This window comes from Curtobacterium sp. PhB191, from assembly GCF_004346515.1.
In the GTDB taxonomy this organism is placed as follows: Bacteria; Actinomycetota; Actinomycetes; order Actinomycetales; family Microbacteriaceae; genus Curtobacterium.
In genome coordinates this window covers 149,372-168,836 of record NZ_SMBV01000002.1, presented here as the reverse complement: position 1 = coordinate 168,836, position 19,465 = coordinate 149,372, and the positions used below count along the sequence as shown (strand labels likewise).

Below are 19,465 nucleotides of genomic sequence, written 5' to 3'. Positions count from 1 at the left end.
GGCCGGGAGCCGCCCCGCCTCGGGCCCCAGCGCCTAATGCGAGCCGGCTGGGTTCAGGGGCGAGACGGCCAAGCGCCTACTGACTGCAAGTACTCCGTGGCATCGGCATCCTCCCGGAATTCCAAGAGCGCCCCGACCTTCTGCAAGAGGACCTCGCGCACCTCTGCTGGAGTAGCGAAGAAGAACTCCTTGCGGGAATTGGCCTGATTCAGTGCCCGGGCCGCGAAGTGCCGGTGGAGCTGTGTCTCCAGGGTGACGGCGTCCTCGGAGAAGTAGATCGTGTGCACGTCGAATCGGAACGGCACTGAGGCTCCGCTCAGTTCGCTCACACGATCCAGAGGCTCAAGTCGTCGAGTCAAACCGATCTTGACGACGTCCGGACCGAATGCGCCCCTGTTCGAGATCACGTAGACGTAACCCGCCCGGATGTTGGCAGCACGGAAGTCGTTCTGAGCGATGGCGTCATCGATGGCGAGCAGGCGATGTTCGAGGTCCGCGTCACTCTGCCCACTGCGGTGTAGCTGCGCGAGAGTCTGTTGAATGAGCGCGCGTTCTTTGTCGAGTCGCTCACGCTCGGCGTCGAGCTCCTGCTGAACGCGCCGCTCCTCACGGAGCTGCGCTCGCTCGTCGCGCTCCCGTTCACGCTCTTCCTGCTTCTTCATCAGCCAGTCAGCCGTGAGTTCGATTTCTTCTTCGCGAAGTAAGTGGAACGCGGGAGCGATCCGCATCTCCATCATCGAACCGAGCTTCGCAATGGCATCGCGTGACTTCTCGAGTCGACGCTTCGCTGTCTCCGCATTTCCCGCACGAAGTGATCGGATTGAGTTGTCAGCTTCGGCGTTGTACGCGCGGAGCATCAGCTTTGACAGATCATCGGTCATCTTCCGTCCCTTCGCGAGGGAGTTGTCGAAGGTGAACATGTTCGAGCGTTCGATCGCCCGACCGGAGCGGACGAGACCGGCGATCCGTGCCTCGATGTCCTTCAACCGTTCTTTGTAGGCGGCCGCATCTTCGAGGGGATGATGGTAACGGTAGATACCGACCTCTTGGAGGACCCGCTCATCATCAAGCGGCACAACTTGTTCGTCGGGGCCCGAGTTGAGGGCAGCACGGAGGTCCCGAATCGTGGCTTCGAGCGAATGGATCTTCTCGTCGCGGGAGTCCCCGTCGGCTTTCAGGCGTGCCGAGCGGCGCTCGCGGACAACAGCCGTGCTCGCAGGTTCTGCAGGACTCGGAAGCGAGGGTTGACCGGACGGTGCATGAGCATCTGGCGACGGAGCCGGATCACCTTCTCCGAGCCACAATTCCCACCCCTCAGGAGGGGTGGGCCAGTCGGCGGGAGGGGTCCAAGACGGGGGCGGCGTCCATCCCACCGGCACCGCAGGCCAGCCCGGAGGCGGGTTGAACCGACGTCCAACGTTCACGAGCGGCGCACCCCGCCGGGGTCAACGACGACGAGTCCAGCAGGATTCTTCGAGGTAGCTGCTCCGAGGAGTTCCAGTGTCGCCGACGGCACAACCCCCGTGAGGTCAAACGCCGTGAACTGGTCCCGTGAGGCGCTCACGGCGACGAGCGGAAAGAAGCGATCCAGGCCGGTCGCAGGGTCTTTCGTCGCCGGTCCGACCTGCAGTGCCACCGTCTGGATGATGCCGCGGCGATCTGCTTCGAACACCTCGTGCAGCGTCCGCAGTGCGACCTGCGCCAACGCGTCGCCGTACCGCTCGTTGATGTCTTTCTTCGTTGCGGGGCTGCCGACGATCTCGTCGTTGGCCTTCACCCAGCGATAACTCTTGACGGCCGGGACCGCGTCCGGCGCCGGAGTCACCGCCCGGATGAGCGCCTCGGACGTACTTCCATCGAACTCAGCCTGGTGCGTCACTTCGAAGGCGTCCGGGTACACGGAGTTGGCCAGCACGATGTCGACGTACTCTTCGACAGCCTCGGTAACGCCGTAGCCGAGTCCGGCGATCAGCGCGTCGATCTCACCGTTGTGCTCCGCAACCTCAGCCTCGCCAAGTCGGCATTCAGCGTTGTAGCGCTCTCGCTCAGCGCCGAGGAGTTCCACCCGACGCTGTTCGATCTCGTTGTGCTGCCGGTCCGCTTGAGCCTGCCGTTCAGGCAAGGAGGCACGGAGTGCCTCCCACTCAGCAGACGCGGCCTGGAAACCGGCCCACCACTCTTGCTTCAGCTGATCGTGCTTCTTCTTCTTTCCGAACATCCCCTTCGGGGCCGGCGGTTCCTGCCACACCGGCTGCGGCGGCAGAACAAGGGGAAGCGGACGGGGGCGCGGAATCTCGAGATCTGGGTGCGGGAACGGCGGGTGGTTTGCCGTGCGCTTGAGCTCTTCGAGATCGACGTGGTCGTCAACGTCGAGCGTTGCAGCGAGGAGGCTCGCAATGGCTTCGTTGATCGCTTGGACCTCTGCGTTCAGCTCATCGGCCTCTGCCTTGCGCGCCTCACCGTAGGCAGCCTGCGCCTCGCGTTCGAGGCGCTTTCTTTCCGCGTCAGTGGCGCGAGCGGCAGCAGCATTCGCACGCTCCGCCTGCGCACGAGCGCGCTCCACCGCAGCGACGGCCGCCGCTTGCTGGCGCACTACCGCCGCTTGCTGTCGCTGCGCTCGAGCAGCGTTTGCTTCCGCGACCCGCTGTTGGTGTTGGATCTCCGCGAAGAATCCGCGCTTCCGTGCCACTGGTGGACCTCCCAAGGTGCTGACAACGGAAGCCTATCCATGACTGAAACTTCATCTACGGCATGACGCGAGCTCCTCTCGGTCTCCGCGTTGTCCGGCTGATCGGTCCAGCTTCGCTGACCGCTCGGCGCTGCCCGCCCCGTCGGCCTACTGTCGGTCCCATGAGCACGAGCACCGCCGACAAGGCCACCACCCTCAAACAGCTGCACGAAGCCCCGGAGATCCTCCGCGTCGTGAACGTGTGGGACGCGATCACCGCGAAGGTCGTCACGGACCTGCCGGGCACGAAGGCGATCGCCACCGCCGGGCACTCGATCGCTGCGTCGTACGGGTACGAGGACGGCGGGATGCCCCTCGACCTCGCGCTGTCGGGCGCCGCGGTCGTGGCCGCCGCGACCGACCTGCCGGTCACCGCGGACCTCGACGACGGTTACGAGGACCCCGCCGAGACCATCCGCCGCGCGATCGGCTCCGGCATCGTCGGTGCCAACGTCGAGGACCGCCTGCGCCCCTTCGACGAGGCCGTCGCCCGGGTCGCCGCGATCACGGCCGCTGCCCAGGCCGAGGGCGTCGACTTCCAGTTGAACGCCCGCACCGACGCGATCGCCCGCGGCGGCGACCGTCCGATCGACGAGAGCATCGCGGACGCCATCGCACGCGGCAAGGCCTTCCTCGACAACGGCGCCGCGCTCGTCTTCGTGCCCGGCGCGATCGACCGTGGCGTCGTGGAGCAGCTCGTCGCCGGCCTCGGTCGCGGCAAGCTGTCGGTCATCGGCCTGCCGGGGGCCCTGCCCGCCGCCGACTACGAGGCCCTCGGCGTCGCCCGCATCTCCTACGGTCCGCTCACGCAGCGCGTCGCGCTGCGCGCGCTCCGCGACCTGGCGACCGACCTGTACGCCGACGGCGTCGTGCCGGAGGACACCCCGACCCTGAACTGACGGAGCGAACGGACGGGAGGCCCGTGGCGCTGTCGCCACGGGTCTCCCGTCCGTCCTGCGGTCGCGATCGCGACCCGCTCAGCTCAGCCGAGCGCCGGGTACAGCGCGGGCGTGGTGCGCGCCTTCGTCTCCTGCTCGAAGGCGTAGCCGAGGCCGATCAGCGTGCTCTCGTCGAACGAGCGGCCGAGGAACTCGAGGTTCACGCCGGCGCCGGTGATCGTGCCGTCGGCCGCGGTCGCCTGCCCCATCGGGACGGTGATCGCCGGCATGCCGGTGTTCGGGCTCAGACGCATGTTCGTCGACTGCGTACCGTAGGGCGTGCCCGACGGGTAGATGAGCGAATCGAGGTCCTGGTCGTCGAGCATCTGCGTGACGAGCTGCTTGCCGGTGGCGAGCTGCGTCGTGTGCGACCCCGTCGGCCCGGCCCACGCCTGGTACTGCGCGTCGGTGATCAGGTCGCGGGACTCGTAGGTCGACTTGCGGCTCGGCACGTACTCGCCCGAGGCCAGGATGCCCTGCAACGACCGGGCGGTCACGTCGGGGTCGAGGTGCTTCGCGACGTACTCGTCCAGGTCGTGCTTGAACTCGTTCGTGCTGCCGCTGCCCTCGGACAGGACCCGGTTGAACGCCGTCGTCGCGGTGATCGGGACGACGGTCGCGCCGGCGGCCTCGAGCTTCGCGACGGACGCGTCGAACAGCCGCTTGGCCGTGGCGTTCGTGCCGACCATGCTCGTGACGTAGCCGATGCGAGCACCCTCGAGCGAGTCCGCGTCGAGTGACGACGTGTACGAGGTCGGCACCTTGCCGGACTGCGCGCTCGTGACGGGGTCGGCCGCGTCCACGCCGGTCACGGCGTCGAGCGCGACGGCTGCGTCGGTCACCGACCGGGCGATGGGCCCGCCGGTGTCCTGCGACAGTGCGAGCGGGATGATGCCGTCGCGGCTGGCCAGACCGACCGTCGGGCGGATGCCGACGAGCTGGTTGTACGTCGACGGGATGCGGATCGAGCCACCGGTGTCGGTGCCGAACCCGATGCCGGCGAGGTTCGCCGCGATCGCCGCACCGGTACCACCGCTGGAGCCACCGGCGGTCTGCGCCGTGTTGTACGGGCTGGCGACCAGGAGCGACGAGCCGGCGGGCTGGTTCGAGGAGAACTCCGAGACGAAGCCGTAGGCGAACTCGTCGAGGCTGGCCTTGGCGAGGATCACCGCACCGGCACCGCGCAGCCCGGCGACCATCGTGGCGTCGGTGTCGGTCTGGTTGTCGTCCCAGCAGCCGCAGCCGCCCGTGGTCGGCATGTCCTTGGTGTCGTAGTTGTCCTTCACCGCGATCGGCACGCCGAGCAGCATGCTCGTCATGCCGTGCTCGGCACGCTCGGTGTCCGCCGTCTTCGCCGCGGCGAGGGCCTCGGCGTTCGTCGTGACGATCGAGTTGAGCGCGCGGCCGGTCGACGCGGAGTCGACCGTGGTGCGGTCGTACGCGGCGATGCGGTCGAGGTAGTCCTGCGTGATGGCGACCGAGGTGGTCACCCCGGCGTTCATCGCGGCCTGCATGTCGATGGTGGACGCCTCGACGAGCGTGAACGGGCCGTCGTCGTAGATCATCCGCTGGGACAGCGCCGCGAGGTCCGCGACGGTGATCGTGCCGTCGGCGTCGGTGTCCGCGGCGCTGACCGTCGCCCAGTCACCGCTGGCGCTCGTGGCCCCGAGGTGCTCGGTGAGCACCGCGAGGTCGGCCTTCGTGACCTGGTCGTCGCCGGTCAGGTCGAGGTCCGTGTAGTACGGCGCGAGCATCGCAGCGGGGCTGGCGTCCACGGCTGCCGGTGCTGCTGCGGCCGTGATCGCGGGGGTCGCGGCGAGGACGGTGCCGACGAGGGCGATGAGCGAGGCGCCGGCGACGGCCGAGCGCTTCCGGCTGGTGGCGGTCATTCGGCTGCTCCGGTGCGCTCGCGGCGGGCGCGGCGCGCACGCAGGGTGATCAGGGTTCCGCCGGCGGCGAGGAGGGCCAGCGACGCGGCGATCCACGGGGCGACGTCGGCGCCGGTCCAGGCGAGTTCGCCGCCGGTCGGACGGTCACCACCCGCTGCGGCCACGGCGGTGGCGCCGCTGGTCGGGTCGGAGGGGTCGGTCGGGCCAGCGGTGGTCGTCGGGTCGGGGTCGCCCGTGCCAGCGCCCGGGTCGGCCGTGGCGGTGGCGCCCGGGGTGGGTGTGGCCGTCGGGGTGGGCGTCGGGGTGGCCGTCGCCGCTGCAGCGATCGAGATCGAGGTGCTCGCCGGGTCGGTGAGCGTCGTCGAGGTGCCGTCGGAGCCGACGAGCGTGATGCTCGTGACCGCCAGGTCGACGCTGCCCGGTGCGGTCGGCGTCAGGCCGATCGAGGCAGCGAGATCGCCGTCGAACGCCGGGGACGTCCCGAGGCGGGTGTGCACGATCGTCAGGGCGTCGCCGTCCTGCTCGACGCTGTCGAAGCCGCCGTCGGGACCGGTGACGCTGTCCTCCACGTACGACACGGAGTCCGCGTCGGCGTCGAGGGTGATCTCGTAGGCGTAGACGTCGGTCGTCGCCGGGATCGTCAGGTCGACGTCGAAGGCGGTGCCGACGGTCGCGGTGGTGGGGGCGTCGATGGTCGCGGTCGTCGCGGTCGGTGCTGCCTGGGCCGGCGAGGCGGTCAGGGCGGCGAGGCCGATCGCCCCGGCGGCGACGAGTGTCGAGGACACGATCGTCGCGCGGGGGCGCAGCCGGAGGCGGTGCTGCATGGGTGCAGGTCCTTCGGGAGGAGGTCGGGTGCTGAGCGGGTACTCAGTGATCCGAAAGCTAACGGTGCGCTGTTTCCGGCTCGGGCCCGGCACGTTTCCGCGTCGTTACGGCTCCGTCGCACCGCTACTGTCGTGCCATGTCGCTCGACGTCGAAGCTCTGCTCACCCCGCCCTCCCCCGTCGCCGCACGGGCGTTGGACGTCGTCCGCACCTGGTCCTCCCCCGCCCTGGTGAACCACTGCCTGCGCTCGTGGGCGTGGGCGGTCCTGCTCGCCCCGACCGTCGACCTCGACCCCGACCCCGAGCTGCTGTTCGTCGCGACGATGCTGCACGACCTCGGCGTCACACCGTCGTTCGATGCCCACGCCGTGCCGTTCGAAGACGCCGGCGGTGCCGTCGGCTCCGTCTTCGCCCTCGGCGCCGGGTGGGACGCAGCGCGCGCTCGACGCGTCGGCGAGGTCATCGAGCGGCACATGTGGACCTCCGTCGACCCCGCGGTCGACGTGGAGGGGCACCTGCTCGAGGTCGCCACCTCGCTCGACGTCTCCGGTGCCGGGTTCTCGCGGTGGTCCACCGACGACCTGCACGCCGTCGCCACAGCACTGCCCCGCCTCGGGTTCTCCGGCTCGTTCGACGAACTGATCCACGCGCAGGCTTCGCGCAAGCCGTCCTCGGCCGCTGCTCGGCTCGACGGCTCCGGCAACGTGGCTGCGGGTGGCTCGCGATGGGACGCGTTCCTGGCGTCCTGAACCGTCTTCCTGGTCTGCGCTGGACTTCTGCGCTTCGGGTGCGTATATTTCTTGGTTGGTGCACTGCAGCGAACCCATCTGACTCGCGCACACCAACGTCTCGAGACCGACTCACCCGAGTCGCATTCCAACCGAGACCACCGCTTGATCCGAACGGATCAGCAGCACGTTGAAACTCGACGTGCGCGCCCCGCACTCGATGCGTCGCGCCGGACTGAGACGTCCGCCGACACCGAGTCGCCCTGGCGCCGAATGACCAGGAAGTACAGCACCATGACCAGCAACGAACGAATCACCGTGTTCGGGACCGCACTCGCGGCCCCGACGATCACCCCCGACCGCATCGCCGAGTTCCCCGTGCGTGACGACCGCTCGCAGCGCGAGTACCTCGTCCGCATCGCGGCCGACGACCTGCAGACCTTCGTCACCCGCGGCACCCGTCTGGACGCCGTCGGCGAGGCCGGCTGGACCGTCCCGGGCCGCTCCTGGGCCGGCGAGGCCAGCCGAACCCTGCTGCAGGCACAGTCCGTGCAGGCGGGCGACATGGCCCTCGCGGCCTAGGCTCCACCAGTACGAACACGAAGCGCCGCCGGGCTCCCCGGCGGCGCTTCGTCGTCCGCGGGGCCGTCCGTGCGACGGTCACGCACCTCGACGGGCCGCAGCCACGACCTGTGACGCCGCCCCGAGTACTCCCGGCACGATCGCAGCGAAAGCCCCGACCGTGTGACCGGCCGAGATGAGGATCGCCCCCGCGATGAGCGCTCCGACGGTGAGCACCTGCGCGCCGATGGCACCCGTCAGGACGGCGACTGCCTCCGCTCTGCTCAGACGCTCGACGGCGTCAGCAGCGACCGCTTCGGAGCGGAGGTGGCAGCCGATCATCCGCTCGGCCGCTCCCGGAACGAGCCGCTCGTACTCGGCCAGGACGTGTGGAGACGCTACCGGTCCACTGAACATCTCCGTTGCAGCGATGTTGAGGACGTTGGCGTCCGCCTCTCCTCGGCTGCCGCCCGCTGTGCCGCTGACGCCCGCTTCTCGTTCAACAGCTCCCGCATCGCCCGCGCTCGGGAGCTGTCCCCCGTGAACCCGACGTACAGGCCGTGCATCACCGCAGTCTTCACCAGAGTCGCCGTCATAGCCCATGCCCTGCCCTTCATCACCGGTTCGTGGTGACCAGGGTCGATCAGCGTGGCCTGCCGTACCAAACCTTTTGCATGCACGGCTGCTTCGCGACGTCAGTACTCGCCCTTCACGACGAAGAACGAGCCACGGATCGTGCCGGCGAGCTTCGACTTCTGACGCGCGAACTTGAACTTGTCGGCGAGTTCCTCGGGCACGTCCATGCCGTCGGAGAGCTTGAAGCCGACCGCACGCTTGCCACCCGGTTCGAGCGTGTAGAGCACGTTGATCGCCAGGCCGGACTCGTAGAACACGTACGTCCAGCGCACGCCGTCGACGAGCGCTTCCGTGGCTTCGAGCGGTGGCGACGCGATGACCAGCCCGCGTTCTTCCTCGAGCACCCGCCGCACGTATGCGACCAGGTCCGGCACGTCAGCTGCGGCGTGGGTGGTGAACACGTGGTCGTACTTGTTCGCGAAGTACCGCGCCTCGTTGGCCCGGAGCCCGGCGAGTGCGTCGGCGACCGGCGAGGACTCCAGTCCCACCGTGGACACGTTCACGAAGTCGACGACGTACGACATGGGGGCCTCCTCGGGCGCTCGGACGGTCTGAATCTAGCCCCTCGACTCCCTCCCGAAGCCGACGCGATCCACCTACAGTCGATGATCGTGGTGGAAGCGACGACGCGAATCGACCGCGCCGCGGAACTCATCCGTGCTGCGCGCGAGGACATCGGGTTCTCGCGGGCCGACCTCGCCGAAGTCGCGGGAGTGGAGTTTCCGGAGCTTTCCGAATACGAGAGCGGACGGAGCCGACCCCGCCCGGAGTCTCTCCAGCGCATCCTCACCGCTGCTCGCACCCGACCGAGCATTCCGCTCGCGGTCTTCGCGGACACGATCCGCGACGAGGCGAAGCGCTTCCACATCGAGAACGTCCGCGTCTTCGGATCGATTGTCCGAGGTCACGACACCGAGTCCAGCGACATCGACCTCCTGGTCAGCCTCACGCCCGCGGCGTCGCTGTTCGACCTCGGCGGGTTCGCCCACGAGGTCGAGCGCCTCACCGGTTTCAAGGTCGACGTCCTCACCGATGACCTCGAAGACGACGAGCACTTCGCACACATCCTCGACGAAGCTGTGCCGCTCTGACCATGCGCGCCATCGGCCGGTCCTAGGTGCTCAGTTGATCCGCTCGAACACCATGGTCGCCTGCAGTCGGTCTCCGCCACCGAACCCCGTGCTGCCCGACGAGGCCGTCGTGATCGTGTGCAGCCGGTAGCCGAGCGCAGCCTGCGCATTGATCGCCTTCTCCAGCTCGGTGAGGTTGCCGGACCCCGTCCCGAAGAACTTCTCCCGCAGGACCACCTGCAGGACGACGTAGCTCATGCCGTTCTGCGCTGGCCGAGGCTGTCCGCCAGCCGCAGCTTCCGCTTGGATACGGTCGATCACTCCGCCGATGCCGGACGCCGCGGATGCTGGCGGCTGCACCTGCTCGGTCCACGCAGAACCGTCCCACCACCGCATGGTGCCGGAACCGTCGTCGTACCAACCTGCCTGCGGGTTCGTCATGCGCTAATCCTGGCGCACCCACGGCGAGGTCAGTTGTAGGAGCGGAACTGCTCACCCACTGAAGTGGACTCGAGTGCGAGGACGCGATCCCTGTTCCTACGCGGATTTCACTGGTGCTCGGTGGAGTCGGCCGGAGCACCATCGAGACAGTATCGCGGACTTCTTGCGGACCTGGGGATGCACCGAACGTTCTGATCCGAAATGACGTGGTGACGTAGGCACCATGAGTCTCATGATTCCGGAGAAGCACAGGACCATGCGGATGTACATCGCCGTCCGAATGAAGGTCGCGCTTGACGAAGCCGGCTACACAGTCGTTGAAGCAGCTCCGCACATCGGATGCTCGTCCGTCAGCCTGTATCGCAAGCTCCGTGGCGAGCGGCCGCTGAAGTTGGATGAGCTCGATCGCGTGGCGAAGCTCACTGGGCGGGACTTCTCGTTCTTCTTGCCCTCAGGCCCGGCGTGAACGAGCAGCCGCCCGTTGAGCAGCTCGCGTACTCGATCCCGAGCTTCGCGAAGGCCGTCGACCTGTCAGAGACGACGATCCGGGAAGCGATCAAGCGCAGCGAGTTGGTCCCCTCGTACCCGGCGAAGATGAAGCCGATCATCACGCGGGAAGAGGGCCATCGGTGGCTCCGCAGCCTGCCGGATGAGCCCCCGCAAGCTCACTAGCGCTGCGACGTGATCCAAGCAACCGCGGCTTCGGGGAGGCGGAACTCGTAGTCCTGCCCCTCCCACGATGTTCCGGGCACGATGCCCCCTGCTGCGATGACGCGATGGAGCAATTCAGTCGGGATCCGCTCCTCAGCGTGCTCGAGGAGCCATGTGCGGCTGCGCTCATCGAGCTTCGGCCACCAGTTCTGAACGTCGAAGGCGCCGCGATCGTGCCACTCGCCGTCGAAGAGCTCGGAGACCACGTTGCCGGCGAAGATGCTCACCTTGTCGCCCTCGTCACGGACCACGATGTTCGCGAGCCCGTCCTTCGCCGCAAGCCGGTCGCCGGCAGCCTTGGCTTCGGCAACTGTGTTGTACACGCCAGTCCGATAGGGGCCGTCTGCTTGGCCGTCACGGTTGTTGCCGTGCTCCACTGCGTAGCTCATGCTCGGAACCTAGTCGGAGGCACCGACGGGGGTCAGCGAAGCGTCGGCGTGACCGAGTTCTTCTCGTTGACGTCGATCACCTGGCCGTCAAGGGTGAAGACGTCGACGAGAACACCGATGCCGAAGAGACCTCCGGTGAACGTGTAGAGGATGCCGGTGCCGATCTTGCCCATGTAGTAGCGGTGCGCACCGACGATGCCGAAGAAGAAGATCCACTTGTACGCGGTACCAATGTGCTTCTGCGGGCGGGCGTTCGAGTAGGTCTGCTGGGGTGCGGGAGCAGTGCTGGTCATGTCGTTCTCCTGGTCGGCTCACTGGTGAGCGATCCCCACCTCCGGGAACGTACAGGCTGCATCGTCTCGGCTCCACGCCCCCAACAGGGGCACGCGAGGCTGCATCGGGAACGCGCCGAGCCCCTACTCCTTCGACATTCCGTCCTCGTGCTTCAAGAGGTCAGCACCTTGGAGCTTCAGGACATCATCATCGATGTGACTTGCTAGCCACCCGGAGAAGGTCTGCATCGTCGTGTTCGCCCAGGAACGGCCAGCGCTGAACGCTCCCAGGACGAACGCCTCTGAGTGGTCTCCGCTGCTGTCCATGGCCTGCATCGCCGACCACCAGAGGAGCATCCCTCGCTCGTGCTGCAGCGCAAGCCAGTCCCCGGACAGGGCGTCTTTAGTATCAAGCGTGGTTCGGTACACCGCGATGCGACCCCGCAAGTCCCGGAGATGCGCCTGTATCGGTTCGTGCACCGGGTCTAGGGAGATGAACTGCGCGAGGGAGAGGATGACCGGTTCCGCTGCGGTCGTCCGGCGTTCCAGGTACCGGCTCCGCTCGGCGCTCTTCCGTTCCGACCGAGCGAGCCAGATCGCGATCGCTGTCGGTACGAGGATCGCCGCGACCGGAATCGCGATGTCGCTGATCGGGTTCATGCGCCGAGCGTATGGCCAGTGCGGACGTCACTACGTCGGACGCGACCGAGACGATGAGCGCATGGCTCGGAGACAACGGGATCGGTGGTCTGTTGGACTAGCACTCAGCCTGACCTGCTGAAGCAGCATACGGGGCTCGGCCCACAGCCTTACAGAGCCGCCCCGCGACGGTAGTGATGGTACGCAGTCCGAGCGTCGCTTAGGAACGCGCGGCTGAGGTAACCTCGTCGATCGTGACTAATGATCGGGACCGCGTGCCTGCGCGCCCGATTTATTCGGCGATCGAATGGTGCGTGCAGAGACTCGCTTGGGTTCCCGCCTGGCTCAGCGGTATCGCCACCGTGTTCGGCGGCATCGCGTTTGTCGTCTCGGGCACGCCCGGCACAGCCGAGTACTCGGGCGGATGGTTCTGGACGGGCGTCGGCTCCACAGCGCTCGGCATCACCTTGTCCGGGTTCGTCGAGCGCGCGAGGCGGAGGACAACCGAGAACCTGAGCTCCGAGGGCGGTTCGTTCCAGATCGCTCTCGAGCAGGGATTCCTCCCGAGCCTTGAGGACCTGGCGAAGATGGCCGGCAAGCCACAGACCCATCGGCAGCGCGACTACCAACGAGTCCTTGACCGGGCCAGCCAGGTGCTCGTTATCAGCTTCACGGCCGACGTGCGAGTCGTCGTGTACCGCCTCACGGATGCGATCCTCGGTTCGCAGGAGCTGGCAGTCGAAAACAGCCACGGCCGTCGTGGCAAGCCGAAGCCGTTCATCGAAGGCGACGGCGGCCGTGGCGACGCCGTGTTCGACTGGATCGAAGGAGGAGCGTCACTGTTCGTCGACGACCTCGCCGTCCGGAAGCTTCCCGGTTGGCAGGGAAGCGGCAAGGGCTACAAGACGTTCATCTCTGCGCCGATCTTGATTGATGGCAAACCCAAAGGCATGCTCACAGTCGACGCCCCGACACCAGGCGATCTCGACGAAACCGACCGCAGCTTGGTCGAATCACTTGCTGCGCTCGTTGGTGTCGCGTTCGCACTGCACACGCCAAAGGATCGGGCGTAGACATGTCCCTAGGTAGAGCTACACTCAACCGCAGAGGAGGAACCGCTATGGCGAACACGAAAGCACCACGCCCCTCGAAGAAGCGCCCTGACCTATCCAATCCGGAGGTCGTGAAGGAACTGCGAGAGCAGGCCGAGCAGCTCGTCCGGACGGAATCAGCCCGACGACGCAGGCGCCGCCTTCACGCGCGGCTCTCCCACTAGACCTCGACCACGACACAAGACCCCCCTTGATACATCTCAAGGGGGGTCTTGTGTTCGGGCTACCCTGACGGCATTCGCGTTGAGGATCAGCAGCCCTGGACCAACACCTACTGGGTCGACGGTAGGTACGCCTGGCAGGACGAGTACTACCACTGGCCCGTTCAGAAGGGTGACGGAATGATCGTTGCTCAGCAGGGTTACAAGCGGTTCCGCGTCGTTGACGTCTGGTACAGCGACGACAGCCACGGTCACTTCGACCTCGGCCGGCACAACTTCCTCGAGGAAGTCACCGCCACGGCTCAAGACGATCGCCGCGGCCGGGGTCGAGCCGTTCAAGCTCCGCGACCTCCGACACTTCTACGCATCGAACCTCATCGCCGCGGGATGCGACGTCGTGACCGTGCAGCGTGCTCTCGAACATCGGTCCGCATTGGTGACGCTGAACACGTACAGCCACCTGTGGCCGAACGCTGAGGACCGCACCCGGTCCGCAACTGCGGGCCTCATGAGAGCCGTGACCGGAGGGCCTGCGGACTCACTACGGACTGAAGGCACCGACAGCCGCTAGATCCCCGTTGATCCGGGGCTGCTAGTTGTTGAAGCGGAACTCCACCACGTCGCCGTCCTGCATGACGTAGTCCTTTCCCTCGATGCGGGCCTTGCCTGCAGCGCGGGCCTCGGCGATGGAGCCGGTCTCGACCAGGTCGCCGAACGAGATGACCTCGGCCTTGATGAAGCCCTTCTCGAAGTCGGTGTGGATGACGCCGGCAGCCTGGGGTGCCTTCCACCCCTTGCCGATCGTCCACGCGCGGGCTTCCTTCGGACCGGCCGTCAGGTAGGTCTGCAGCCCGAGGGTGTCGAAGCCGATCCGTGCGAGCTGGTCGAGTCCGGATTCGGTCTGGCCGGTCGACTCGAGCAGTTCGGCGGCGTCGGCCGGGTCGAGGTCGATGAGCTCTGACTCGACCTGGGCGTCGAGGAACACGGCCTGCGCCGGGGCGACGAGCGCGGCCAGTTCGGCCTTGCGGGACTCGTCGGTCAGGATCGCCTCGTCGACGTTGAACACGAAGATGAAGGGCTTGGCGCTGAGCAGGCCGAGCTCGGCGATCGGCGCGAGTTCGATTTTGGTGGCCGAAAGCAGGGTGCCCTGCTCGAGCGCGGCACGGGCCTCGCGAGCGGTCTCGAGCACGATCGGCTCGGCCTGCTTCAGCTTCACGGTCTTCTCGTACCGCGGGAGCGCCTTGTCGATCGTCTCCATGTCGGCGAGGATCAGCTCGGTGTTGATGACCTCGAGGTCGTCCTTCGGGGAGACCTTGTTCGCGACGTGCACGACGTCGTCGTCGGTGAAGCCGCGGACGACCTGCGCGATGGCGTCGGCCTCGCGGATGTTGGCGAGGAACTTGTTGCCGAGCCCTTCACCCTCGCTTGCACCCTTGACGATGCCGGCGATGTCGACGAAGGACACCGGCGCGGGCACGGTCTTCTCCGAGTGGAAGAGTTCGGCGAGCTGGTCGAGCCGCGAGTCGGGCAGGTTCACCACCCCGACGTTCGGCTCGATCGTCGCGAACGGATAGTTCGCGGCGAGGACCTGGTTCTTGGTCAGGGCGTTGAACAGGGTCGACTTGCCGACGTTCGGGAGACCGACGATTCCGATGGTGAGAGCCACGGAAGAAGAGCCTACCGGCGGCGGCCCGCCGGAGCCGACCCGGGCCTCCAGTCCGTCCGTCAGAACCAGCGCGGGCCGGTCGTGGCAGCGTGGTCCCCGTCGTCCGGACCGGGCGACGGAACAGGAGGACGTCGATGTGGTTCGAACGCGACGAGCGCGGTGTGCACTCGGTGGGCATGGGAGCACCGGCGCTGCGGCAGCGCTTCGCACCGGAGACCCTCGCCGCCCTCGAGCAGGCCTCCCGCGCTGAGCTCGAGCAGCTGCACGACGCGATGGCCGAGCTCGAGGCGGACGTCCTGGTCGTCTACGACCCCGAGGACGACACGATCGACTACGCCGAGGAGGACCGCTTCCGCGGGATCCCCCTCCCCCGGGACTCCGGCTTCCCGGTCATCACCGGCGACCTGACCGCCGGACTCACCGAACACGTCGAGAGCCTGCCGCTGCGCTGGCGACTGGACGGCGTCGCGGTGGCGTTCGAGATGGTGGGGACCCTGCTCGCGCCGTACTGGAAGCGCGAACGAGCCCGTCGGACGGCGACCTGGCGCGCAACGGCGCGACGTCGGCGCAGCGGTTCCCGGTCGGCACGCCGCCGCTGAGCGTCCGGCCGCAACGCCGAGGCGGCTTCCGGCGATGTCGGCGCCCCGTGCGACGATCGGAACCGTGCCGTTGAACTTCACCGCGATCGACTTCGAGACCGCGAACAGCTCGCCCGCCAGTGCGTGCTCCGTCGGACTGGTCAAGGTCCGCGCGGGCCGGGTCGTCGACCGGGCGTCGTGGTTCATCCGCCCGCCGTTCGGACACGACGCGTTCCTCGAGTGGAACACCCGGATCCACGGGATCGTCGCCGAGGACGTCGTCCGCGCGAAGACGTGGGAGCAGCAGTACCCCGACCTCGTGGCTTTCGCCGAGGGTGACGTCCTGGTCGCACACAACGCCCGGTTCGACATGGGCGTCATCGCCGGTGGGTGCTCGGCAACGGGCATCGACCTCGCCGAGCACCACTCGATGTGCTCGCTCGCGGTGGCCCGCAAGACCTACACGCTCGACTCCTACCGACTGCCGGTCGCCGCGATGGCTGCCGGGTTCGAGGGCTTCCAGCACCACGATGCCGCCGCCGATGCAGAGGCGTGCGCCGCGATCGTCATCCACGCTGCCGGCCACCACGGCACCGACACGGTCGAGGCCCTGGGGGCAGCGACCCGTGTGACGATCGCCCCGGTCCGGGCCCGAGCCGAGAAGCCCAAGGCCTCGACGCCGCAGCCCCGGCTGTCGAACCGCCCGATGGTCTTCGCCGACTGAGCTGACCGAGCTGGCCGAGCCGGCCGAGCCGAAGGTCCCTGTCGCGGCCTCGACAGCAGCACTACGCTCAGCGCATGGCTGCGCCCACCACGATCGAACGCGAGACCGTCATCACGGCTCGCGCCGCGGACATCACCCCGTACCTGGCAGACCTGCACCGCTGGGTCGAGTGGTCGCCGTGGGAGGGGCAGGATCCCGCGCTGCAGCGGACGTACATCGGCCAACCGGGGACGGTCGGCTCGACGTACGCCTGGAAGGGCAACCGCAAGGCCGGCGCCGGGTCCATGGCGATCACACGGGTCGATGCCACCGAGGTCGACGTCGACCTGCAGTTCACCGCACCGTTCAAGTCGTCGAGCGCGGTGGCGTTCCGGTTGCACGAAGCGACCGACGGCACGCGGGTCGTCTGGTCGATGACGAGCCCGCAGAACCTGATGTCGCGCGTGATGGGGGTGTTCGTCAACATGGACAAGTTCCTCGGCGGCGACTTCGAGAAGGGCCTCGCCAAGCTGAAGGCCGCGGTCGAGCACTGACGGGAGTGGCACACCGGGGAGCAGGGTACCCGGTGGTATTGTCACGACAATCCCTCGGCATCGCTGCCGAACCCGCAATTCCCCGAAGGACCGCGATGACCAACGAAGGCCAGCTGCCGTCCGACCTGTTCATGGACCTGGACCGGTCGGGTCCCATGCCCCTCTACTTCCAGGTGGCCTCGCGCATCGAGGAGTCGATCCGCTCCGGTGTGATGCCTCCCGGCGCCCGTCTCGAGAACGAGATCGCGCTCGGCGAGCGCCTCGGGCTGTCCCGCCCGACGATCCGCCGGGCGATCCAGGACCTCGTCGACAAGGGCCTGCTCGTCCGCCGCCGCGGCATCGGCACACAGGTCGTGCACGGCCCGGTGACCCGCAAGGTCGAGCTCACGAGCCTGTACGACGACCTGGCCCAGGGGTCACAGGCACCGGCGACGAAGCTCCTCGAGCGCAACGACGTCCCTGCCTCGGACGAGGTCGCCGCAGCCCTCAGCATCGAGCCCGGCACGATCGTGGCGCACATCCGCCGCGTGCGGTTCGCCGAGGACGTCCCGATGGCGATCCTCGAGAACTACCTGCCGCCGGAGTTCCTCGAGATCACCGACCAGGACCTGCAGGACCACGGGCTCTACCAGCTGCTCCGCGGTCGCGGTGTGACGATGCGGGTGGCGAAGCAGCGGATCGGTGCCCGCGCAGTGACCGACGAAGAGGCCGGTCTGCTCGAGATCGAGGACGGCGACCCCGTGCTCACCATGAGCCGCACCGCGTACGACGCCTCGGGCCGCGCGGTCGAGTACGGCGTGCACTGCTACCGCCCCGACCGCTACTCGTTCGAGGTCACCCTCGTCGACAAGTAGGCAGTTCGCGCTGACCGCGTGACGTCCAGGTTCCACGAACTGCCGCACGCTTGACGCCGAGGTTCCACGGATGGCCGCTGGACGCCTCGAGATGCCGAGATTTCGGAACCTCGGGACCGGCAGACGGAGCAAGCGGGCGCAGGACCGGCAGACGGACGGACCCCCGCTCAGGCGAGCGCGGGCACGCCGAGCTCGCCGGTCACGTACTGGGCACGGCCGAAGCCGAACGACCAGTCCTGCGGGCCGTTCTCGACGTAGCCGATGAAGACGTCCTCGGACGCGACACCGATCGCGGCCAGGACGTCGTGGATGGCCGCGTACAGCGTCGTCTTCGCCTCGTCGGTGCGCCCGCGCTGCGTGAAGACCTGGATCACGACGACGCCATCGGTGCGCTCGAACCCCAGGCCGGCGTCCTCGGCGATGATCTGCTGCGCCGGGTGCTCGGTGATCACCTGGAACCGGTCGCGCACGGGGATCGCGTACACGTCGACGATCGCCTGGTGGATCGCGTCGGCGATGGCGCGCACCGCCTGCGGCGTGCGGCCGGTGGCGAGGTCGATACGGACGAGCGGCATGGTGCCTCCTGCAGTTCGGGACTTTGTCCTGACAAACTAACATGGATTGACAGTCAAGAACAGAGAGACGGGAGGCGCGGTGCCAGCTGGGCATCGCGCCTCCCGTCCGTCGTCCGCGACCGTCTAGAGCACGGGGGTCGCCGCTGCGTAGGTGAGCGGTCCGTCGACGCGCGCGACGTCGTGCCACGCACCGTCGGCGAGGGACGCCTCCGCCGCCTCGACGATGGACGCAGCAGCCAGCCCGTCGGCGACCGACGGGGCGAGCTGCTCCCCGCGGCGGACGCTCGCGATGAACTGAGCGGCCTCGATCGTCTTCAGGTCGTCGTAGCCCATGGCCGTGCCGGCGCCGGGTTGGAAGCGCGCGAACTCGCCGTCACCCGAGGCGACGTAGTGCGTGGCGTAGCCGTCCACCTCTTGCCCGTCGAGGTACACCTCGAGCTCGTTGAGACGCTGGAAGTCCCACCGCACCGACCCCCTGGTGCCGTAGATCTCGAGCGTGTACTCAGCGTGCGGCCCCCGCATGACACGGCTCGAGTCCATGGTGCCGACGGCGCCGTCCTCGAAGCGGAAGAGCAGGGCTGCGTAGTCCTCGTTCTCGACGCGGCCGAGGTCGCCGGTGGCGGCGGCGCTCCGGTCGACGATGCCCGCGGCCGGCTTCGGGCGCTCCTGGATGAAGGTCTCGGCGAGCGCGCTCACGCTGGCGATCCGGCCGACCACGTACTGCGCCAGGTCGAGGCCGTGCGACAGCAGGTCGCCGAGCACGCCCGAACCGGCACGCTCACGCTCGAAGCGCCAGGTCAGCGGCGCCGCGGGGTCGGACGAGTAGTCGGCGAGCAGCGACCCGCGCACGTTCGTGATCCGACCGAGGCGGCCGCTGCGGACGAGTTCGCGCGACCGCTCGATCGCGGGGGCGTGCCGGTAGTTGAACCCGACGCTCGTGATGACGCCCGCGCGCTGGACGGCCTCGTGGATCTGCCGCGAGTCGCTGGCGTAGCGGCCCATCGGCTTCTCGATCCAGAACGGCTTGCCGGCCTCGGCAGCGGCGACCGCCATCTCGCGGTGCAGGAAGTTCGGCGAGCAGATCGACACGACGTCGACGGCCGGGTCGGCGAGGACCTCGTGGTAGTCGGCGACCGCCCGCTCGTAGCCCAGGCGGGTGACGGCCTGGTCACGTGCGGCCTCGATCGGGTCCGCGGCGACGACGAGCCGGGGCTGCACGCCGAGCTCCGGGAAGTGGTCCGGCAGGGCGCGGTAGGCGCGGGAGTGCAGCCGCCCCATCCAGCCGACCGAGATGAGGCCGACACCGATGCTGTCCATGGGAACTCCTTCGTTCGTGGGCGCCGATTGGAGCGCGCCAACCATCGTACGGGATCGCTCGTGGTTTGTCAGTACAAAGACCGTGAGCAGAAGACGTCGGGTCACCTGGGGCGACCCGA

General features: G+C 67.9%; 25 protein-coding genes. 12 read left to right on the top strand and 13 right to left on the bottom strand.

Going from position 1 to position 19,465, the window contains the following annotated elements; genetic code table 11:
* Positions 1–53 precede the first annotated feature (53 nt).
* Positions 54–1,304: a DUF4041 domain-containing protein gene (locus EDF48_RS04010; protein WP_243692371.1), complete on the bottom strand. Its 1,251-nt coding sequence runs from the start codon at positions 1,302–1,304 to the stop codon at positions 54–56.
* Positions 1,305–1,420: 116 nt separating this feature from the next.
* Positions 1,421–2,689, bottom strand: coding sequence for a hypothetical protein (locus EDF48_RS04005; protein WP_243698027.1), 1,269 nt, complete (start codon positions 2,687–2,689; stop codon positions 1,421–1,423).
* 161 nt (positions 2,690–2,850) lie between these two features.
* Here EDF48_RS04005 and EDF48_RS04000 point away from each other — a divergent pair, with 161 nt between their 5' ends.
* Positions 2,851–3,627, top strand: a complete 777-nt coding sequence (locus EDF48_RS04000) for an isocitrate lyase/phosphoenolpyruvate mutase family protein (RefSeq protein ID WP_131878300.1) — start codon at positions 2,851–2,853, stop codon at positions 3,625–3,627.
* An 83-nt stretch (positions 3,628–3,710) separates the two neighbouring features.
* On the opposite strand, the gene EDF48_RS03995 is transcribed toward EDF48_RS04000, so the two are convergent.
* Complete coding sequence (locus tag EDF48_RS03995; RefSeq protein ID WP_131878298.1) at positions 3,711–5,555, bottom strand: amidase family protein; 1,845 nt, start codon at positions 5,553–5,555, stop codon at positions 3,711–3,713.
* Positions 5,552–6,379, bottom strand: coding sequence for a hypothetical protein (locus EDF48_RS03990; protein ID WP_131878296.1), 828 nt, complete (start codon positions 6,377–6,379; stop codon positions 5,552–5,554). Before EDF48_RS03990 ends, EDF48_RS03995 begins: the two co-directional genes overlap by 4 nt.
* A gap of 137 nt (positions 6,380–6,516) precedes the next feature.
* Here EDF48_RS03990 and EDF48_RS03985 point away from each other — a divergent pair, with 137 nt between their 5' ends.
* Together EDF48_RS03985 and EDF48_RS03980 are read left to right on the top strand one after the other, a co-directional pair.
* Positions 6,517–7,128: an HD domain-containing protein gene (locus EDF48_RS03985; protein ID WP_131878294.1), complete on the top strand. Its 612-nt coding sequence runs from the start codon at positions 6,517–6,519 to the stop codon at positions 7,126–7,128.
* 273 nt (positions 7,129–7,401) lie between these two features.
* The gene (locus EDF48_RS03980) at positions 7,402–7,689 is read left to right on the top strand and encodes a hypothetical protein (protein ID WP_131878292.1); all 288 of its coding nucleotides are present in this window, start codon (positions 7,402–7,404) and stop codon (positions 7,687–7,689) included.
* Positions 7,690–7,767: 78 nt separating this feature from the next.
* On the opposite strand, the gene EDF48_RS03975 is transcribed toward EDF48_RS03980, so the two are convergent.
* On the bottom strand, positions 7,768–8,085 hold the full coding sequence (locus EDF48_RS03975) for a hypothetical protein (protein ID WP_131878291.1): 318 nt from the start codon (positions 8,083–8,085) through the stop codon (positions 7,768–7,770).
* 278 nt (positions 8,086–8,363) lie between these two features.
* Complete coding sequence (locus EDF48_RS03970) at positions 8,364–8,828, bottom strand: phage tail protein (protein ID WP_123294134.1); 465 nt, start codon at positions 8,826–8,828, stop codon at positions 8,364–8,366.
* An 87-nt stretch (positions 8,829–8,915) separates the two neighbouring features.
* Between EDF48_RS03970 and EDF48_RS03965 the strand changes: the two genes are divergently transcribed.
* A complete protein-coding gene (locus tag EDF48_RS03965) occupies positions 8,916–9,395 on the top strand; it encodes an XRE family transcriptional regulator (protein ID WP_243698026.1) in 480 nt (159 codons plus the stop codon).
* A 30-nt stretch (positions 9,396–9,425) separates the two neighbouring features.
* Here the strand turns inward: EDF48_RS03965 and EDF48_RS03960 are convergent, their stop codons facing one another.
* Positions 9,426–9,815 (bottom strand): DUF2510 domain-containing protein, encoded by a 390-nt coding sequence (locus EDF48_RS03960; protein ID WP_131878289.1) that lies wholly within the window; start codon positions 9,813–9,815, stop codon positions 9,426–9,428.
* A 232-nt stretch (positions 9,816–10,047) separates the two neighbouring features.
* Here EDF48_RS03960 and EDF48_RS03955 point away from each other — a divergent pair, with 232 nt between their 5' ends.
* The gene (locus EDF48_RS03955) at positions 10,048–10,281 is read left to right on the top strand and encodes a helix-turn-helix transcriptional regulator (RefSeq protein ID WP_131878287.1); all 234 of its coding nucleotides are present in this window, start codon (positions 10,048–10,050) and stop codon (positions 10,279–10,281) included.
* Positions 10,278–10,487: a hypothetical protein gene (locus EDF48_RS03950; protein WP_131878285.1), complete on the top strand. Its 210-nt coding sequence runs from the start codon at positions 10,278–10,280 to the stop codon at positions 10,485–10,487. The genes EDF48_RS03955 and EDF48_RS03950 overlap by 4 nt, the downstream gene beginning before the upstream one ends.
* Here EDF48_RS03950 and EDF48_RS03945 read toward each other — a convergent pair.
* From EDF48_RS03945 to EDF48_RS03935, 3 genes are all read right to left on the bottom strand, one after another.
* Positions 10,484–10,915 carry a hypothetical protein gene (locus EDF48_RS03945; protein ID WP_131878283.1) on the bottom strand — a complete coding sequence of 144 codons (432 nt, stop codon included), beginning with the start codon at positions 10,913–10,915 and terminating at the stop codon, positions 10,484–10,486. The two genes, EDF48_RS03950 and EDF48_RS03945, sit on opposite strands and share 4 nt — an antisense overlap.
* 32 nt (positions 10,916–10,947) lie before the next feature.
* A complete protein-coding gene (locus EDF48_RS03940) occupies positions 10,948–11,208 on the bottom strand; it encodes a TM2 domain-containing protein (RefSeq protein WP_131878281.1) in 261 nt (86 codons plus the stop codon).
* Between the two features lie 123 nt (positions 11,209–11,331).
* Positions 11,332–11,847 carry a hypothetical protein gene (locus tag EDF48_RS03935; RefSeq protein ID WP_131878279.1) on the bottom strand — a complete coding sequence of 172 codons (516 nt, stop codon included), beginning with the start codon at positions 11,845–11,847 and terminating at the stop codon, positions 11,332–11,334.
* Positions 11,848–12,101: 254 nt separating this feature from the next.
* Between EDF48_RS03935 and EDF48_RS03930 the strand changes: the two genes are divergently transcribed.
* Together EDF48_RS03930 and EDF48_RS03925 are read left to right on the top strand one after the other, a co-directional pair.
* On the top strand, positions 12,102–12,899 hold the full coding sequence (locus EDF48_RS03930; RefSeq protein ID WP_131878277.1) for a GAF domain-containing protein: 798 nt from the start codon (positions 12,102–12,104) through the stop codon (positions 12,897–12,899).
* A 387-nt stretch (positions 12,900–13,286) separates the two neighbouring features.
* Entirely contained in the window at positions 13,287–13,670 is a 384-nt protein-coding gene (locus EDF48_RS03925) for a tyrosine-type recombinase/integrase (RefSeq protein ID WP_131878275.1), read from the top strand.
* A gap of 21 nt (positions 13,671–13,691) precedes the next feature.
* Here the strand turns inward: EDF48_RS03925 and ychF are convergent, their stop codons facing one another.
* Entirely contained in the window at positions 13,692–14,765 is a 1,074-nt protein-coding gene (gene ychF / locus EDF48_RS03920; RefSeq protein WP_131878272.1) for a redox-regulated ATPase YchF, read from the bottom strand.
* Between the two features lie 134 nt (positions 14,766–14,899).
* On the opposite strand from ychF, the gene EDF48_RS03915 reads away from it, so the two are divergent.
* From EDF48_RS03915 to EDF48_RS03900, 4 genes are all read left to right on the top strand, one after another.
* Positions 14,900–15,364: a hypothetical protein gene (locus tag EDF48_RS03915; protein ID WP_131878270.1), complete on the top strand. Its 465-nt coding sequence runs from the start codon at positions 14,900–14,902 to the stop codon at positions 15,362–15,364.
* A gap of 64 nt (positions 15,365–15,428) precedes the next feature.
* A complete protein-coding gene (locus EDF48_RS03910) occupies positions 15,429–16,067 on the top strand; it encodes an exonuclease domain-containing protein (protein ID WP_123294211.1) in 639 nt (212 codons plus the stop codon).
* A gap of 74 nt (positions 16,068–16,141) precedes the next feature.
* Positions 16,142–16,600 (top strand): SRPBCC family protein, encoded by a 459-nt coding sequence (locus EDF48_RS03905; protein ID WP_131878268.1) that lies wholly within the window; start codon positions 16,142–16,144, stop codon positions 16,598–16,600.
* A 95-nt stretch (positions 16,601–16,695) separates the two neighbouring features.
* Positions 16,696–17,454, top strand: a complete 759-nt coding sequence (locus tag EDF48_RS03900) for a GntR family transcriptional regulator (RefSeq protein ID WP_123294141.1) — start codon at positions 16,696–16,698, stop codon at positions 17,452–17,454.
* Positions 17,455–17,621: 167 nt separating this feature from the next.
* Here the strand turns inward: EDF48_RS03900 and EDF48_RS03895 are convergent, their stop codons facing one another.
* Together EDF48_RS03895 and EDF48_RS03890 are read right to left on the bottom strand one after the other, a co-directional pair.
* Entirely contained in the window at positions 17,622–18,029 is a 408-nt protein-coding gene (locus tag EDF48_RS03895; protein WP_131878266.1) for a tautomerase family protein, read from the bottom strand.
* Positions 18,030–18,152: 123 nt separating this feature from the next.
* Complete coding sequence (locus EDF48_RS03890; RefSeq protein ID WP_131878264.1) at positions 18,153–19,346, bottom strand: Gfo/Idh/MocA family oxidoreductase; 1,194 nt, start codon at positions 19,344–19,346, stop codon at positions 18,153–18,155.
* Positions 19,347–19,465: the final 119 nt, after the last annotated feature.

Excerpts from the sequence above, each read along its gene's own strand:
- EDF48_RS04000 (WP_131878300.1), top strand. The coding sequence starts at position 2,851 with ATGAGCACGAGCACCGCCGACAAGGCCACCACCCTCAAACAGCTGCAC.
- EDF48_RS03995 (WP_131878298.1), bottom strand. The coding sequence starts at position 5,555 with ATGACCGCCACCAGCCGGAAGCGCTCGGCCGTCGCCGGCGCCTCGCTC.
- EDF48_RS03990 (WP_131878296.1), bottom strand. The coding sequence starts at position 6,379 with ATGCAGCACCGCCTCCGGCTGCGCCCCCGCGCGACGATCGTGTCCTCG.
- EDF48_RS03985 (WP_131878294.1), top strand. The coding sequence starts at position 6,517 with ATGTCGCTCGACGTCGAAGCTCTGCTCACCCCGCCCTCCCCCGTCGCC.
- EDF48_RS03980 (WP_131878292.1), top strand. The coding sequence starts at position 7,402 with ATGACCAGCAACGAACGAATCACCGTGTTCGGGACCGCACTCGCGGCC.
- EDF48_RS03975 (WP_131878291.1), bottom strand. The coding sequence starts at position 8,085 with ATGTTCAGTGGACCGGTAGCGTCTCCACACGTCCTGGCCGAGTACGAG.
- EDF48_RS03970 (WP_123294134.1), bottom strand. The coding sequence starts at position 8,828 with ATGTCGTACGTCGTCGACTTCGTGAACGTGTCCACGGTGGGACTGGAG.
- EDF48_RS03960 (WP_131878289.1), bottom strand. The coding sequence starts at position 9,815 with ATGACGAACCCGCAGGCAGGTTGGTACGACGACGGTTCCGGCACCATG.
- EDF48_RS03955 (WP_131878287.1), top strand. The coding sequence starts at position 10,048 with ATGATTCCGGAGAAGCACAGGACCATGCGGATGTACATCGCCGTCCGA.
- EDF48_RS03945 (WP_131878283.1), bottom strand. The coding sequence starts at position 10,915 with ATGAGCTACGCAGTGGAGCACGGCAACAACCGTGACGGCCAAGCAGAC.
- EDF48_RS03940 (WP_131878281.1), bottom strand. The coding sequence starts at position 11,208 with ATGACCAGCACTGCTCCCGCACCCCAGCAGACCTACTCGAACGCCCGC.
- EDF48_RS03935 (WP_131878279.1), bottom strand. The coding sequence starts at position 11,847 with ATGAACCCGATCAGCGACATCGCGATTCCGGTCGCGGCGATCCTCGTA.
- EDF48_RS03915 (WP_131878270.1), top strand. The coding sequence starts at position 14,900 with ATGTGGTTCGAACGCGACGAGCGCGGTGTGCACTCGGTGGGCATGGGA.
- EDF48_RS03905 (WP_131878268.1), top strand. The coding sequence starts at position 16,142 with ATGGCTGCGCCCACCACGATCGAACGCGAGACCGTCATCACGGCTCGC.
- EDF48_RS03900 (WP_123294141.1), top strand. The coding sequence starts at position 16,696 with ATGACCAACGAAGGCCAGCTGCCGTCCGACCTGTTCATGGACCTGGAC.
- EDF48_RS03895 (WP_131878266.1), bottom strand. The coding sequence starts at position 18,029 with ATGCCGCTCGTCCGTATCGACCTCGCCACCGGCCGCACGCCGCAGGCG.
- EDF48_RS03890 (WP_131878264.1), bottom strand. The coding sequence starts at position 19,346 with ATGGACAGCATCGGTGTCGGCCTCATCTCGGTCGGCTGGATGGGGCGG.